The sequence below is a fragment of the Gordonia sihwensis genome (genome assembly GCF_029632925.1).
Taxonomy (GTDB): Bacteria; Actinomycetota; Actinomycetes; order Mycobacteriales; family Mycobacteriaceae; genus Gordonia; species Gordonia sihwensis.
The window spans coordinates 1043365-1058813 of the sequence record NZ_CP121248.1 but is presented as its reverse complement, the minus strand read 5'-3'; the positions used below and the strand labels follow the sequence as shown (position 1 = coordinate 1058813).

General features: G+C 69.8%; 11 protein-coding genes and 1 CRISPR repeat array (1 of these 12 running past the window's edge). Of the genes, 5 read left to right on the top strand and 6 right to left on the bottom strand.

The genetic code is table 11. The features are described from left to right. Positions 1-6 precede the first annotated feature (6 nt). Positions 7-1071 carry an alanine racemase gene (locus tag P5P27_RS05050; RefSeq protein ID WP_278126686.1) on the top strand — a complete coding sequence of 355 codons (1065 nt, stop codon included), beginning with the start codon at positions 7-9 and terminating at the stop codon, positions 1069-1071. Between the two features lie 33 nt (positions 1072-1104). On the opposite strand, the gene P5P27_RS05045 is transcribed toward P5P27_RS05050, so the two are convergent. Together P5P27_RS05045 and P5P27_RS05040 are read right to left on the bottom strand one after the other, a co-directional pair. After that, positions 1105-2712, bottom strand: a complete 1608-nt coding sequence (locus P5P27_RS05045; RefSeq protein WP_278126684.1) for a DNA polymerase Y family protein — start codon at positions 2710-2712, stop codon at positions 1105-1107. After that, complete coding sequence (locus tag P5P27_RS05040) at positions 2709-3488, bottom strand: hypothetical protein (RefSeq protein WP_278126682.1); 780 nt, start codon at positions 3486-3488, stop codon at positions 2709-2711. The genes P5P27_RS05045 and P5P27_RS05040 overlap by 4 nt, the downstream gene beginning before the upstream one ends. Positions 3489-3701: 213 nt before the next feature. Between P5P27_RS05040 and P5P27_RS05035 the strand changes: the two genes are divergently transcribed. Continuing rightward, positions 3702-4214 carry a hypothetical protein gene (locus tag P5P27_RS05035; protein ID WP_278126681.1) on the top strand — a complete coding sequence of 171 codons (513 nt, stop codon included), beginning with the start codon at positions 3702-3704 and terminating at the stop codon, positions 4212-4214. A gap of 72 nt (positions 4215-4286) precedes the next feature. Here P5P27_RS05035 and P5P27_RS05030 read toward each other — a convergent pair whose 3' ends face one another. Beyond that, positions 4287-5213: an SPL family radical SAM protein gene (locus P5P27_RS05030; RefSeq protein ID WP_278126679.1), complete on the bottom strand. Its 927-nt coding sequence runs from the start codon at positions 5211-5213 to the stop codon at positions 4287-4289. A gap of 100 nt (positions 5214-5313) precedes the next feature. On the opposite strand from P5P27_RS05030, the gene P5P27_RS05025 reads away from it, so the two are divergent. Continuing rightward, positions 5314-6567: a serine/threonine-protein kinase gene (locus tag P5P27_RS05025; RefSeq protein ID WP_278126677.1), complete on the top strand. Its 1254-nt coding sequence runs from the start codon at positions 5314-5316 to the stop codon at positions 6565-6567. 12 nt (positions 6568-6579) lie between these two features. Here P5P27_RS05025 and P5P27_RS05020 read toward each other — a convergent pair whose 3' ends face one another. Both P5P27_RS05020 and P5P27_RS05015 read right to left on the bottom strand, forming a co-directional pair. Next, positions 6580-7248, bottom strand: a complete 669-nt coding sequence (locus P5P27_RS05020; RefSeq protein ID WP_006897209.1) for a response regulator — start codon at positions 7246-7248, stop codon at positions 6580-6582. After that, entirely contained in the window at positions 7245-8492 is a 1248-nt protein-coding gene (locus tag P5P27_RS05015) for a sensor histidine kinase (RefSeq protein WP_045537802.1), read from the bottom strand. Before P5P27_RS05015 ends, P5P27_RS05020 begins: the two co-directional genes overlap by 4 nt. A gap of 99 nt (positions 8493-8591) precedes the next feature. On the opposite strand from P5P27_RS05015, the gene P5P27_RS05010 reads away from it, so the two are divergent. Continuing rightward, entirely contained in the window at positions 8592-9875 is a 1284-nt protein-coding gene (locus tag P5P27_RS05010; RefSeq protein WP_278126674.1) for a PspC domain-containing protein, read from the top strand. Further along, positions 9872-10090: a hypothetical protein gene (locus P5P27_RS05005; RefSeq protein ID WP_278126672.1), complete on the top strand. Its 219-nt coding sequence runs from the start codon at positions 9872-9874 to the stop codon at positions 10088-10090. Before P5P27_RS05010 ends, P5P27_RS05005 begins: the two co-directional genes overlap by 4 nt. Positions 10091-10244: 154 nt before the next feature. Here P5P27_RS05005 and guaA read toward each other — a convergent pair whose 3' ends face one another. Next, positions 10245-11828: a glutamine-hydrolyzing GMP synthase gene (gene guaA, locus P5P27_RS05000; RefSeq protein WP_006897205.1), complete on the bottom strand. Its 1584-nt coding sequence runs from the start codon at positions 11826-11828 to the stop codon at positions 10245-10247. A 311-nt stretch (positions 11829-12139) separates the two neighbouring features. After that, positions 12140-15449: a CRISPR direct-repeat array (repeat unit 28 nt; unit sequence GTGCTCCCCGCGCGAGCGGGGATGGTCC) (it continues 2271 nt past the right edge of the window).

The following is a 15449-nucleotide window of genomic DNA, read 5'->3' as shown; positions in this document are numbered from 1 at the left end:
TCAGGTATGCCCGACACTCCGTTCCTGCACGTCGATCCCGCTCGCCTCGACCGCAATCTCGCCGCGATGGCCGGGTGGGCCGAACGGCACGGCGTGCGATTGCGACCACATGCCAAGACGCACAAGTGCGTTCGGGTCGCGCAGCGGCAGCTCGCCGCCGGTGCCGTCGGACTCACCGTCGCGACGATCGGCGAGGCGGAGGTCTTCGCCGACGCCGGATTCGACGATCTGTTCATCGCCTATCCGCTGTGGTTGTCGGAGGACAAGGCCCGCCGCCTGCGTGCACTGGCCGGTCGGGTGACGCTGACCGTCGGTGCCGATTCCGTCGAGGGCGTGCGCCGTCTCGCCGAAGGACTCGGCGGCGCTCCCGTCGGAGTGCTCGTGGAGATCGATTCGGGCATGCACCGCAGCGGTGTACCCGCCGATAGCGTGGTCTCGGTCGCCGACGCGGCTCGCGACGCGGGACTGACCGTGGCCGGGGTCTTCACCTTCCCCGGCCACGGCTACGGACTCGACACAGCGCGAGCCGACGCCGCGGAGCAGGAAGCCCGATCCCTGGCCGTCGCTGCGAACGCTCTGCGCGACAACGGTATCGACGTCTCCGTGGTGAGCGGAGGGTCGACGCCGACCGCACGACTCGCCGATCCCGGCGTGGTCACCGAGTTGCGTCCGGGCGTCTACGTCTTCAACGACGCCCAGCAGTTGGAACTCGGCAGCTGCGGTATCGACGACATCGCACTGACCGCGGTGTCCACGGTGGTCAGCGCATCCGGCTCCCGGGTGGTGCTCGACGCCGGCAGCAAGATCCTCGGGGCGGACCGCCCCGGCTGGACCACCGGTTTCGGCCGGCTCGCCGATCATCTCGACGCCCGTCTCGTCTCGCTGTCCGAGCATCATGCCGTCGCCGAGTTCCCACCGGCTGCCGTCGTGCCCGAGGTGGGCGACCGGGTACGGGTGATACCCAACCACGTCTGTACCGCGGTGAACCTGGTCGACGAACTGTTCGCCGGTCCGGACCCGTACGGTGAACTCGAATCATGGCCGGTCGCGGCGCGTGGCGCGAACAGCTGAGTCCTCCTCCGGGATCGCCGGAACGGGTTCGCCTCACTCATAGACTCCTTCCACAACCCACACCTCCTCCCGGCAGCAGAGCAGCAGTGCGCGGCCGTCTTCCAGCAGTGCCTGTGCCCGAGCGTTCCCCGGACCGAACGGCCACGGTCCCGCCCACCAGTGCAGACGATGCGACCGCGCCCCGAGCCGCACGGTCACCGGCTCCGCACTGAACGCACCGCGCGGACTCACGGCGACCGACCGCCCCTCGGCGTCGAGGACCTCCGCTGTGGCCTGCACCAGCAGCGAGGGCGTCGGCCGGGCAAGGCGGTCCGGCCAGGCGGCCGCCGGATCGCGCGGCGGTCGCAGTTCGTCGCCGAAGGCCACCAGCGCCACCTGCTCGGCCGGTCCCCGACCACCGCTGCGCACCGGCACCCGCACCGACTCGCCGCCGAGCAGCCCTTGGACCCGGACCAGAGCCCGACGTGCTTGATCGCCGAGACCGCCACCGGTGTCGCCCGGAAGCCCGGCGCCCGTCAGCGCCGACTGCAGCGTTCCCGGATTCACCACCTCGACCGGCTCCAGCACCAGTCGGACGACCGGTGAGTCAGGCGCTTCGACGCTGCCGGCCCGGCCGGTCAGCCACCCCTCCAGCTGCCAGCGCACACGGTCGGCAGTGGCCTCCGGCGTGAGCGGCTCCACGCATCGCCAGGTCCGTGAGTGCCGTTGTCCTCGCTCCGTGAACGCGTGAATCGTCAGTCGCATACAGGCCAGCGAGGCTGCGGACAGTCGCTCGTGCAGCTCCTGCGCCATTCGCCGTCCCAGGAAGGCCGCGGCGTCGATCCGATCGACCGGCGGATCACAGCTGTGCTCCACCGCCAAACCCGGCGGGATCGGTGCCCGGCTGGGCCGCCGGCCCGGCAGACCTCGGGCCAGCCGATGCGCGGTGATCGCATCGCCGGAGAAACGTGATGCGATATCCGCGGGATCCATCGCGGCGAAGGCGCCCAGGGTGCGAATCCCCAAGCGCCACAACAGACTCACCAGATCCTCACGTCCCGGGCCGTTCAGCGCGGGTTCTGCCACCAGGTCGGCGACCGGCCTCGCCGAGAGATAGGCGGCATCCGTCCCCGGCGGGACGGTCTGCCCCGATCTCGCGGCGAGCACCGCGGTGAACAGCTCATCGGCCACCCCGACTCTGGCCGTGACTCCCCCGACCACCGTCCTTCCGAGACCGTCTGCGTCGCGGCCCCTGCCGACCTCGGCCACCGCATCGGTGAGCCGTTCGGCCAATTGCTCCTCCCCGCCGAAGAAGCGCGCCGCACGATCTGCGGCCACCACCAGCAGTCCCGGCCGCAGCACCTCGGTCATCGGGACCACGCCGGTCACCGCCGCCACCACCGGCTCGAACAATCTCCCATCGCGTGCCGGGTCGGCGTCGTACACGGTCAGCCGCGGACACGACGACTGCGCCTGCCGCTTGCGCATCCCCCGTCTCACCCCGTCGACGCGGGCCGCATGCGAACACGCCTCCACTCGTCCCGCCCGCAGCACCGCCACCGGATCGCCCGGAACTCGCCCGGCCGCCGCGGCGGCCGCCGTCGTCGGCCAGTCCGGACACCACAGTGCCAGCACTCGTCTGCCGGGAGAATCGGCGGTCAATTCGCCACCGCCAGCGCCGCCGGCACCCGGGCCTCGTGTTCTGCACCCGACCCCGCCTTCGGCATCGTCGGCCGGACCAGCCGCATCACTCCTTCTTCCCCCAGTCCCGGCACCACGAGGTCGAACACGTCGCTCACTGGGCGAGCCCCCGGCGCCGACACCTGAACTTCCACCCGAAAACCCCCGATGCGGCCGTATCCGCTTCGCCGTACCGGCAGATGCCGGTACTCCCGCACTCGCCCCTGCACACGCGTGGCCGTCCCCGGCCAGTCACCGAGGACCAGCAGCGTGGACGACTGCTTCCTCGCCCGGCCCCCGAGCACCCGGGCTCGGGCCGGTGCCACCGACGACCCCGTCGGACCCAGTCGATCCTCGAATCCCAGCACCACCAGGTCCATTCCGTCCAGCAGCACCCCAGCCACCTCCAGTCGATCGGCTCCCGGCTCGGCGACCACCGCGATCCGGCTCAGATCCGCCCCCATCTCCACCGCCGCGGCCAGATTGAGTCGCGGCAGCCCGACCAGAGCCACCGTGGCCCCCGTCCGACTCGCCTCGGCGATGATCGACATCGGCACCACCGAAGCACCGGACACCGCGGCCACCGAGCCACGCGGGAGCCCGCGCTTCGGAAACAACGACGCCACGGACTCCGGCACGGCGATCACTCCCGACGACACCACTCCCGAGGCCGTTCCCGCACGAGCGCCCGACTGGCCGGACAGCCGGCTCAGCTTGCGACGCAGGTGTTCCAGTTCGGCCTTCTCCGCTGCATTCATGGCGCTTCCCCTCGTCGTTCCGGGCTTGCGCCCGTGTTCTCACCTCTCGTCCGAAGCGGCAGGGAAGATGCCGGCGTTCGAACTTGTGTTCGATGTTAAGCCTGCCCTCTGACAACCGTCAACGGAGCAGGAAACACCCGCCACACGCGAGAATCTGCGTCCCTTCAGTCGCAACAGCGACCGTCGGCGCACCATGCTCTACCATTCGGATCCATGCAGTCCCGAGCCCTTCCATTCGCCGTCATCGCCGCCGCCGTCACCGGAATCGCGGTCACGGCGCTGCCGTGGTTCGACCTGCGCCGACTGGGCATGGACGCCTCATGGAACGGACTCGGAATCGGCACCGTGAGCCAGAGCGACCTCGGCGTGGCACCGGCCGGCCGCGGCTGGCTGATCGTCGCCGCATGCGCGCTGGCCGCCCTCGCCGGAATCGTCGCACTGCTGCCCGCCGCGAAAGCCCAGAGCATCGGCCGAGTCCTGGCCGGAGTCGCCGCCGTCGGATCCACTGCCGCCGCCTTCGTCCCCATAGCGGTGTGGATCTGGCCGTCCTGGTACTTCGCCGGATTCCTCGACGGACTCGGATTGAGTGACGCCCAGGAGCTCGTCACCGTCAGCAAAGCGATCCTCATCGGCCTGATCGTGATACTGCTGATCCTGGCCGCACTGTGCGGCGCACTCTTCATCGACCGCAGCGAACAGAACCTGATCGACGACTCCGACGCCTGACCCGGCCCGCTTCCTGGCGGTACCTCGATTCCGCACGCAGCGACCGCAGCCGCAGACCCGATCCGAACCTGATCAGAACAACGTCAGATCTGGCGAGGGAGCCGTCCCCGCCGGCGGAAGCACCGACGGTTCGGCCGGATTCACACTCTCCGACTCCGGGTCACTGCCCAGACCGTACTTCTCCACGAGCGGCGTCATCCGTGCCCGGAGACCGAGCGCATACTCCGCCGACACGAAGCTCCGTCGGCCGTAGAGGGAGCGGTACCTGCGCACCAGCGCAGGGTGCTCATTTCCCAGCCAGCCGAGGAAGTCAGCACCGTCGTCACCGCCCAACTGCAGCGGAGACACCGACACCCGGGCGGCACCCGCGGCCGACAACGCCGCGAGGAGTTCGTCGAGCTGCGCCGTGCCGTCGGCGAGCAGCGGCGGCAGCGGCGCGATCCGAATATGCGGCGCGAGTCCCGCCTCCGACAGCCGCGCCACCATGTCCAGTCGCGCCCGTGGCGACGATGCCGAAGGATCGACCCGCGCCGACAGTCCCGGGTCGAGGGTGGCCAGTGAGATCGACACCGTCACCGGCACCGCCCGCCCGATCAACCGCAGCAACGGCAGATCGCGCAGCAGCAGCGTCGACGCGGTGTAGAGAGCGATCGGCGTCTGCGACTCCGACAGGACCGACAGGACCTGAGGCATCATCCGGTAGTGCTCTTCCACCGGATGGTAGGGATCCTCGGCCACTCCGATCGCCACGGTGTCGCGACGCCACGACCGACGCCGCAGCTCCCTCCGGAGCACCGCCGGGGCGTTCATCTTCACCTGCATCGCCTCGCCCGACCGCCGCAGAGCCGAGGCCGCGAAGGAGTGCCGATGACTCCGGTCGCCGGTGACCGATTCCAGCACGGTCCGCGCCAGCACCTCGTGCACCCGGACGCCCGGCGCCTCCGGGATCATGGTCGATCGCATGAAGTCGCCGCACACCAGTTCGGTCAGCGCTGCCATGCCACCTATCCGAACATACGTGCGATGGACTCGTCAAGGGCCGGCGCGCACAGTGAGTGCGGCCCCGATCGCCGTCACCGCCTGCGGCTATCATCGGGCCATGACCTCTCCTGCCACACCCGGCCCGTCGTATCTGGTGGCCGGACGCTACCGGCTGATCCGAAGGATCGGACACGGCGGCATGGGTGCGGTGTGGCTGGCGCACGATCAACTCCTCGACCGCGAGGTGGCGGTGAAACAGGTCCTGACCACCAGCGGGATGGACGAATCAATCGCCGAGACCTCCCGGGCCCGAGCGCTGCGTGAGGGCCGGTTGGCAGCTCGGCTCTCGCACCGGAACGCCGTTGCGATGCACGACGTCGCGCTCGATCGCAACGAGCCGTGGCTGGTGATGGAGTACCTGCCGAGCCACAGCGTGGCCGACGTCCTGCACGAGAACGGGACGATCGATCCGGTCGAGGCCGCGCAGATCTGCGCGCAGGTGGCCGACGCCATCGCCGAAGCGCACGCCTCCGGCATCGTCCACCGCGACATCAAGCCGGCCAACATCCTGATCGCGAACACCGGCCGCAACGTCGGCCTGGTCAAGATCACCGACTTCGGCATCTCCCGCGCGAAGGACGACGTATCCATCACTCAGACCGGTGTCGTGACCGGCACGCCCGCGTATTTCGCACCGGAAGTGGCCCGAGGCGATGAACCGGGCGAGTCCTCGGACGTCTACTCGCTGGGGTCCACCCTGTACACGATGATCGAGGGGCGTCCCCCGTTCGGCAGCGAGGACAATTACATCGCCACGCTGCACCGGGTGGCGCTCGGTCAGATCAATCCGATCACTCGGGCGGGCGCGCTCTCGCCGATCCTCCTGCGGCTGCTGGAGCCGAATCCCGCCAATCGGCCGACGATGGCCCAGGCCCGAGATCTGCTCGCCAAGTACGCTGCCGACACCCTCGGCACCACCGACAACGTGCTCACCGGGCTGGTGGCGACCAAACCGCTGTCGGCGCGGAACCGGTCGGCCACACTGCCCCCGATCAGTAGTCAGTCCACATCGCAACCGTCCACTCCGCAGACGTCCGCCCCGCAGACGCACTCGGCCCCGGACACGTCGCAGGGCTCGACGCCCCACAACCCGACTCAGGTCGCCTCCGGCTATTACGCGCCGCGAACCACGCCGGAACCGGTGCCCTACGCTCCCACGCAGTATTCGTCGGCGCCGGGCCTGTACACGCCCCCGCCCACCTACTACCAGCAGCAGGGGCCGAGCAGTCACGCCGGTCTCGCGGCCGCTGTCTTCGCCGTATTCGCACTGCTCACCGCGATCGCCGCGGGCATCATCATCCTGGTGATGTGACAGGCGACCGCCTCATCCGATCTGGCGGTTCACCGCCCAGCGGGTGAGGGCGTTGCGGTTGGACTGCTGCGTCTTGCGCAGCACGTTCGACGCGTGGGTCTCCACCGTCTTCACCGAGATGAACAGTTCCTCCGCGATCTCCCGGTAGGTGTAGCCGCGCGCGAGCAGGCGCAGCACCTCCATCTCGCGGCGGGTCAGCGAATCGAGTTCGGGATCGAGCTGCGGTTCGGGCACCGGCGACCGCCCGGTGAAGGAGTCGAGGACGAACCCGGCCAGTCGCGGACTGAACACCGCGTCGCCCTCGGCGACGCGACGGACCGCGTCGGCCAGTTCGGTGCCGTCGATGGTCTTGGTGACGTACCCCCGCGCGCCGGCGCGGATGGTGGCGATGACATCGGTGGCGGCGTCGGAGACGCTCAGTGCGAGGAACACCGGCGCCTCCGAACCCAGCGCGTCGGTCACCCCGCGGAGCACCGCGACACCTCCGCCGCCCGGCATGTGGACGTCGAGCAGCACCACGTCGGGACGCGCCTGGACGATGCCCGCGACCGCTTCGGGAACGTTGCCCGCGTCGCCGACCACCTCGAGTCCGGCCTCGCCGGCGAGCTCGGTGCGCACCCCCGAGCGGAACACCCCGTGGTCGTCGACCAGGAACACCCGGTAGGTCTTGTCGGCGGTCATGAGAGCTCCTGTGTCCGTTGAGTTTCTGAATCGATGGACGCCGACGGCCCGTGCCGCCGGCCACGCGGCAGCATCAGCGCCACATTGGTACCACGGCCCGGTGTCGAGGTGATCCGCACCGACCCTCCCACACGCTCCATGCGCGCGCGGATCGACCGCGCGATGCCCTGGCGGTCCTGGCTCACCGCGTCGGGATCGAACCCCTTGCCGCGGTCGCGGACGAAGACCTCGACGTGGTCGTCGTCCACCTCGCAGTAGACGTCCACCTTGTCGGCGCCGGAGTGCTTGGCGGCGTTCACCAATGCCTCGCGAGCGGCCGCGACCACCGTCTGCAACCCGTTGGAGACCGTCTCGTCGCGCAGTTCGTCGGGAGTCACGTCGCCGACCGTCACCGTCTCGATCTCGACACCGTACGCGTCCTCCACCTCCGCCGAGACCGCCGAGACGGCCGCGGCGAGCGACTCGCGCCTGCGCGCCTGGTCGCCGAAGAGCCACTGCCGCAGCTCGCGCTCCTGGCGACGGGCGAGCTGTGCGACGGCGTCGGGCTGGTCGGCGCGCTTCTGGATCAGCGCGAGCGTCTGAAGAACCGAGTCGTGCAGGTGCGAGGCGATCTCCTCGCGTTCCTGGTTCCGGATCCGCGCGGCACGCTCGGCGTTCAGCGTCCGCCACATCCGCATCCACAGGGGGATGGTCAGCAGCAACACGCCGAACAGCGTCCCGAGGACCGCGAGCAGGGTCGGGTTCATTCCGGCCAGCGCGGTGTCCGGGGCGGTCACCAGCACCACCAGTCCTCCGACCACGAGGACGGCGCCGGCGGCCAGTCGGAGCCACGTCACCACGCCCCCGCGCGAGGAGACGCCGGTGACGTCCACCTCGCGCCACACCAGCGCCGCACCGCCGAGTACCACCACCAGTGCCAGCAGCGTGGACGCCGGCGCGCTCGAGGCTGCGAAACCGTTGAGCAGCAAGGCCACCACGCCGATGACGATCAATCCCTGCGCCTGCCGGCGCTCCCGAGGAGCGGGCCGCTCCACGTCGGTGCCCGTCGGACAGAAGAACCACAGCAGTCCGTAGGCGGCCACGCCCGCCCCCGCCAGCGCGGCGAGCACGACGAAGACCACGCGGACGCGGAAGACGTCGACGCCCAGGTGGTCGGCGATGCCGCCGCACACTCCGCCCACGACCTTGCCTCCGTTGCGCCGGCGCACACGGTCGACTTGCGGGGTCTGCGTCACGTGAGTCATTGATTCGATAGTGGCACGAACCGGACCGCGTGCACATCAGGGAGCATCTCAGGGTTTAACCCGATTTGCCTCGCTGATCAGGCGTCCAAGATTGACTGCATGGACACCAAGACTCTGATCGACATCTGGAACACCCGGCCGGTCCGCCGCCGGACCGGAAAGTCCGTCGGCGGCGTCTGCACCGGCATCGGCATGCGCTACCGGGTCGATCCGACGCTGGTGAAGGTCGCATTCGTCGTCGCGGCGTTGTTCGGGGGCAGCGGAATCCTGCTCTACATCGCCGCGCTGATCGCTCTTCCCGCCGAAGACGAGACGGCACCCCGCAAGATCCATCAGTCGCATCGCGCACATCACCGCGTTCGGCACGACATGCCCTGGTACTGGATCGTGGTCGCCGTCATCGCGGTCATCGTCTTCAGCAACATGGGCTCGTCGCCGTTCTGGGGCACCAGCGGACTGCTCGGACTCGTGCTGATGCTGGGCGGCTGGTGGCTGCTCTATCAGCGCACCCCGACCGCGCCCGCCGGAACCAGCGCGGATCAGCTGAGGCCGTCCGACGGATCGACGACCGCGACGCCCGCGCCGACGCTCATCGCGGACGAGGTGGTCACGCACGACGTTCTCGCCGACACCGCCGTCCGGCCCGCGTCCGAGACGATCCCGTTCGCGGCCGCTGAACCGCCGGCGCCCGCCCCGCCCGACGCACCGCCGTCGTGGGATCCGCTCGGGACCGCGAGGTTCGCCTGGGATCTGCCGGAACCGACACCGCCCGAGCCGCCCGTGGTGAAGCCTCCCCGGTCTCCGTTGACGTCGGTCTTCGCCGGTCTCGCCCTCATCGCCGCGACCGTCGGCACCGCCGCCCGCGTACTCGACGACGTCGAGTGGTTCACCGTGGGCCGGATCGCCGGACTCGCGCTGGCGGTGCTGGGTGTCGGCATGGCGATCGACGCGCTGCAGCGCAGGCAGAGCAATACGCGCGCGGCCGGACTGGTGCCGCTCGCCATCATCGTCGGCGTCGTGGCAGTCACCGCCACCGCGTTCTCCGGCGATCGGCCGGCCTTCGCCTCCGGCGGGATCGGCGACCGGTCGTGGCATCCGCGCAGCGCCGAGCAGCTCAGCGACACCTACCAGCTGACCATCGGCACCACCAGCCTCGACCTCCGCGATCTCGGCGGACTCGACCACGACCGGACCATCGAGATCCACCAGGGCATCGGCGATATGACGGTCTGGCTGCCCGACGACATCCGCGTCAAGACCGAGTGCAGCACGGGGGTCGGTGATCAGACGTGCACCGACGGGATCGTCAACCCCGACGCCAAGACACCGACGCTGACTGTGAAGGCGAACCTCAACCTCGGAACCGTGGAGATGAAGCAATGATCGACGAGACTCCCGACCAGACCGGTACCGCCGAACCCGAGCGCCACCGCTCAGTGGTGATGGGGCTCTCGGCGCTGGTGACCCTCCTGGTGGCCGCCTGGTGCCTGGCCGACGGCCCCTTCCTCCTCGACACGACCTACCTGCCCTGGGCACCGCTCGCGATCGGAATCGTGGTCGGCGTCGGCCTGATCGCGAGCGGATTCCGAAGAAAGTAGGACCCTCGCCGTCTGCCCAGGCTCGTCGAGCCGCACCGGAGCGCAGCGACGGAGCGAGTCGAGACCACCCACCGCCACACACCACCCGCCCCGAAACCACCGAGTGCCGCCCACATCCAGATGCGGGCGGCACTCGGCGCGGTTCAGTGGGAGGTCACTCCCATTCGATCGTGCCCGGCGGCTTGCTCGTCACGTCGAGCACCACGCGGTTCACGTCCGGGACCTCGTTGGTGATGCGGGTCGAGATCGTCTCCAGGACCTCGTACGGCACGCGCGTCCAGTCGGCGGTCATCGCGTCTTCGCTCGACACCGGGCGCAGCACGATCGGGTGGCCGTACGTACGACCGTCGCCCTGCACCCCGACGCTGCGGACGTCGGCCAGCAGGACCACCGGGCACTGCCAGATCTGGCCGTCGAGGCCGGCGGACGTCAGTTCCTCGCGCGCGATCAGGTCCGCCTTGCGCAGCAGTTCGAGCCGGTCCTTGGTGACCGATCCGACGATGCGGATCGCGAGACCGGGGCCCGGGAACGGCTGTCGTGCGACGATCTCCTCCGGCAGGCCGAGTTCACGGCCGACGGCACGGACCTCGTCCTTGAAGAGCAGGCGCAGCGGTTCGACGAGCTTGAACTCAAGGTCTTCCGGCAGGCCGCCGACGTTGTGGTGGCTCTTGATATTCGCAGTCCCGCTGCCGCCACCGGATTCGACGACGTCCGGGTACAGGGTGCCCTGAACGAGGAAGTCGACCTTCTTGCCCGCGGCGGCCTGGTCGCCCAGCACCTCCGACACCGCGCCCTCGAAGGAGCGGATGAACTCGCGGCCGATGATCTTGCGTTTGGTCTCCGGATCGGAGACGCCGTCGAGGTGGCCGAGGAAGACGTCCTCGGCGTCCACCGTCACCAGCCGCGCGCCCGTCGCCGCGACGAAGTCGGTCTGCACCTGCTCGCGTTCACCGGCGCGCAGCAGTCCGTGGTCGACGAAAACACAGGTCAGACGGTCGCCGATCGCGCGCTGCACCAGTGCTGCCGCCACCGCCGAGTCGACGCCGCCGGACAGTCCGCAGATCGCGAGACCCTCGTCCCCGACCTGCTCCCGGATGTCGGCGATGAGCGCCTCGGCGATGTTCGCCGCGGTCCACGTCGGCGTGAGGTTCGCGATCTCGTAGAGGAAGCGGGTCAGCACTTCCTGGCCGTGCGGGCTGTGCAGGACCTCCGGGTGGTACTGCACGCCGGCCATCTGCCGCTCCGCGCACTCGAACGCGGCGACCGGCGCGCCCGGCGTGGACGCGGTGACGGTGAAGCCCTCCGGGGCCACCTGCACGGCGTCGTTGTGGCTCATCCACACCGGCTGCGACTCCGGCAGTCCGCGGTGCAGTTTGCCGCCGTCGGCGACCGTGAGCGTTGTCCGGCCGAACTCGCGTCCGCCGGTGTTCGCGACGGTGCCGCCGAGAGCGGCCGTCATCTTCTGGAATCCGTAGCAGATGCCGAATACCGGAACGCCGAGGTCGAAGAGCTTCTCGTCGATGGTCGGCGCATCGTCGGCGTACACCGACGCCGGTCCGCCCGACAGGATCAGCGCGGCCGGATTCTTGGCCTTGATCTCCTCCAGCGTCGCGTCGTGCGCGATCACCTCCGAGTAGATGCGGGCCTCGCGAACGCGGCGAGCGATCAGCTGCGCGTACTGGGCTCCGAAGTCGACGACGAGTACGGGACGCGGGTGGTCGGGGGATGTTTCCGTCACGACGTGAAGTCTATCTTGCGCACGATCGTCGCTGGTGGTCCGGACCAGCCGCGCTCAGTGGCGGTGCACGGGCTCCGACGTCGCATCGATCGCACCGCAGTGCGATCGATGCGTGGATCGACGCGCTGTGAACCAACCTCCTGCTCGGGAAAGCCGTTGCGATGCCTCTGTTAGCTCCCCTGGTTCCGCTCGACGCCGATCAACGATTCGAAACCGAAATGGGGCCGGACGCCGTGGGGAATTCGCGATCGCGGTCGGCTAAAGTGATTGAAGAATCGCTTCCCGGCGTGCGAACATGCAGGTCAGGAAGTGTGCTCCCCGCGCGAGCGGGGATGGTCCCACCGAGAAGGACTACGACGGCGGCGACTACATGTGCTCCCCGCGCGAGCGGGGATGGTCCCCCGCGGGTACTTGGCCCACATGCCCGGGGCCGGTGCTCCCCGCGCGAGCGGGGATGGTCCCCACCCGCAGGAACGATGAGGGCCGCGGATTCGGTGCTCCCCGCGCGAGCGGGGATGGTCCGGTCGATGCGAATGCGCAGGCGCCGATGCCCGGGTGCTCCCCGCGCGAGCGGGGATGGTCCCTGCAGATTGATCAGGCCGTCCCACAGTCTGATGTGCTCCCCGCGCGAGCGGGGATGGTCCCCTGGCGGCGACAGACGCAGACGCGAGCAATCCGTGCTCCCCGCGCGAGCGGGGATGGTCCCGTTGCCCGCGCATCAGTCTGGTGATCTCATCCGTGCTCCCCGCGCGAGCGGGGATGGTCCCACGCCGATCCAGTTGCCGAGCTGCCCGTACGCGTGCTCCCCGCGCGAGCGGGGATGGTCCTCCAGAGAACCGTTCACCAGCCAACCCGAGGAGGTGCTCCCCGCGCGAGCGGGGATGGTCCCGCTACGAGTGCTCCCCCTCGCCATCTGGGCAAGTGCTCCCCGCGCGAGCGGGGATGGTCCGGTCGCGGTCTTCACAACCGGTGGCCAGGTGTCGTGCTCCCCGCGCGAGCGGGGATGGTCCGCCACGCGATGTGCGAGAACTGCCCATCACGCGGTGCTCCCCGCGCGAGCGGGGATGGTCCGGCGACGCGCGATCACGTCCTGATCGGCCGCAAGTGCTCCCCGCGCGAGCGGGGATGGTCCGGGCGCTCCCGAGGTAGCGGGATTCGCTCGGCGGTGCTCCCCGCGCGAGCGGGGATGGTCCCCGCGAGCTTGCGCGGGACGATGACCAGCTTGTGTGCTCCCCGCGCGAGCGGGGATGGTCCCTGGCGTTTGTGGTGCGCACTCGCCGACGGACAGTGCTCCCCGCGCGAGCGGGGATGGTCCCCCGCATGGGGAGACCCGCTGTACACGCAGTTGGTGCTCCCCGCGCGAGCGGGGATGGTCCCGTCAGTGCTGGTGCATCGGTGAAGTGTGGTGGGTGCTCCCCGCGCGAGCGGGGATGGTCCGCATGACGTGTCAGTGTCGACGATCCTTTACCGGTGCTCCCCGCGCGAGCGGGGATGGTCCGCCGTCGGTGTCGGTCTGATGCTGAAGAACACGGTGCTCCCCGCGCGAGCGGGGATGGTCCCCCGCGTGGGGAGCGTCCCTGTACGAGCAGATCGTGCTCCCCGCGCGAGCGGGGATGGTCCCCCGAACACGCGTGTCAGGTGAGCGAGAATGTCGTGCTCCCCGCGCGAGCGGGGATGGTCCTCCGGCGCGGTCGAAGGGTGATGCTCTGGCTCGGTGCTCCCCGCGCGAGCGGGGATGGTCCCACGATCGGTCGAGTGACCGGAAGCGTCGGCGAGTGCTCCCCGCGCGAGCGGGGATGGTCCGGTCGTCGACGACATCTACGCCGCGAACACCGCGTGCTCCCCGCGCGAGCGGGGATGGTCCCCGGGTCGCCAAGCGTATCGGTGTCGCACGCCGGTGCTCCCCGCGCGAGCGGGGATGGTCCCGTTGCGACCGGCTTCCCGTTCGACGTGAACCGGTGCTCCCCGCGCGAGCGGGGATGGTCCGGCCAAGCATCCTTCGCAGCCTCCGCGAGGCCGGTGCTCCCCGCGCGAGCGGGGATGGTCCCCGCCTGACCCTTCGACAGCTTCTCTGCGGACTGTGCTCCCCGCGCGAGCGGGGATGGTCCACCTCGAAGACTACGAGGACATGGTGTGGGATCCGTGCTCCCCGCGCGAGCGGGGATGGTCCGCAGATCCGCCGAGCTTTGCCACCAACTCTTGAGTGCTCCCCGCGCGAGCGGGGATGGTCCCTGGCACCAGGTCGCCCCACACATCACGCACTCGTGCTCCCCGCGCGAGCGGGGATGGTCCCCACAACCGGGCCCGAATATCCCACAGCCCTTTGTGCTCCCCGCGCGAGCGGGGATGGTCCCAGTGCCAGTCGGCGCGTTCGCCTTGCTTGATTGTGCTCCCCGCGCGAGCGGGGATGGTCCCACGACGTCAAGCGGGTCCGGGGTACCGGTGGAGTGCTCCCCGCGCGAGCGGGGATGGTCCGTGAAATGAGTGAACGCTACACGCTGGGGGATCGTGCTCCCCGCGCGAGCGGGGATGGTCCGATGCGGCGCGCTCGACTCGCCACCGGCGTGCAGTGCTCCCCGCGCGAGCGGGGATGGTCCCTACACGAGCAAGCTGGAGTTCTCGGCCGCGCAGTGCTCCCCGCGCGAGCGGGGATGGTCCCATGCCGGCCTACCTGGCGATGTTCGGCGTCGAGTGCTCCCCGCGCGAGCGGGGATGGTCCCGCCGCCGATGACGTAATGGCCCGGGTCGCGGGGTGCTCCCCGCGCGAGCGGGGATGGTCCGCCGGGTCGCTTTCCAGTGCCTCTCGGACTGTAGTGCTCCCCGCGCGAGCGGGGATGGTCCCCACGCCCGCGACCCTGCTGAATAAGAGCCTGAGTGCTCCCCGCGCGAGCGGGGATGGTCCCGTTGTCCATGCCGCGCTCACCGACATCACCAAGTGCTCCCCGCGCGAGCGGGGATGGTCCGACGCGGAAGAACTCGACGTTGATGACGTCCTTGTGCTCCCCGCGCGAGCGGGGATGGTCCGCAGTGTTCACGTACGCGGCGGCGAGATCCTCTGTGCTCCCCGCGCGAGCGGGGATGGTCCCGGTTCTGTAACAATCAGTGTTACCTATTGCATGTGCTCCCCGCGCGAGCGGGGATGGTCCGGTTCGTACCTGTCGCTTACCGTCTTTGTCAAGGTGCTCCCCGCGCGAGCGGGGATGGTCCTGGTTTGCGCGCACTGAGCGCAGCCGGTACCGGGTGCTCCCCGCGCGAGCGGGGATGGTCCCAATAAGTCGTCCACGGTCCAGAGCATCCGATGGTGCTCCCCGCGCGAGCGGGGATGGTCCTCGGCAGACTAGTGATCCTGTAAAGCCACGTGAGTGCTCCCCGCGCGAGCGGGGATGGTCCCCCGAGAACTTCCTGACCAAGCGAGCTGCGGTCGTGCTCCCCGCGCGAGCGGGGATGGTCCCAGGCCCGTGCCGCGTGATTTGTCGAGCCATTCGTGCTCCCCGCGCGAGCGGGGATGGTCCCGTCCCCGAGCTCGATGCGCGGATGGAGTCGATGTGCTCCCCGCGCGAGCGGGGATGGTCCGTACTCGGATACGTCCTACTATCCGGCGGTAGTGTGCTCCCCGCGCGA

Bases quoted from the DNA above. Each gene is read 5' to 3' on its own strand.
- P5P27_RS05050 (WP_278126686.1), top strand. From the start codon at position 7: ATGCCCGACACTCCGTTCCTGCACGTCGATCCCGCTCGCCTCGACCGC.
- P5P27_RS05040 (WP_278126682.1), bottom strand. From the start codon at position 3,488: ATGAATGCAGCGGAGAAGGCCGAACTGGAACACCTGCGTCGCAAGCTG.
- P5P27_RS05035 (WP_278126681.1), top strand. From the start codon at position 3,702: ATGCAGTCCCGAGCCCTTCCATTCGCCGTCATCGCCGCCGCCGTCACC.
- P5P27_RS05030 (WP_278126679.1), bottom strand. From the start codon at position 5,213: ATGGCAGCGCTGACCGAACTGGTGTGCGGCGACTTCATGCGATCGACC.
- P5P27_RS05025 (WP_278126677.1), top strand. From the start codon at position 5,314: ATGACCTCTCCTGCCACACCCGGCCCGTCGTATCTGGTGGCCGGACGC.
- P5P27_RS05020 (WP_006897209.1), bottom strand. From the start codon at position 7,248: ATGACCGCCGACAAGACCTACCGGGTGTTCCTGGTCGACGACCACGGG.
- P5P27_RS05015 (WP_045537802.1), bottom strand. From the start codon at position 8,492: ATGACTCACGTGACGCAGACCCCGCAAGTCGACCGTGTGCGCCGGCGC.
- P5P27_RS05010 (WP_278126674.1), top strand. From the start codon at position 8,592: ATGGACACCAAGACTCTGATCGACATCTGGAACACCCGGCCGGTCCGC.
- P5P27_RS05005 (WP_278126672.1), top strand. From the start codon at position 9,872: ATGATCGACGAGACTCCCGACCAGACCGGTACCGCCGAACCCGAGCGC.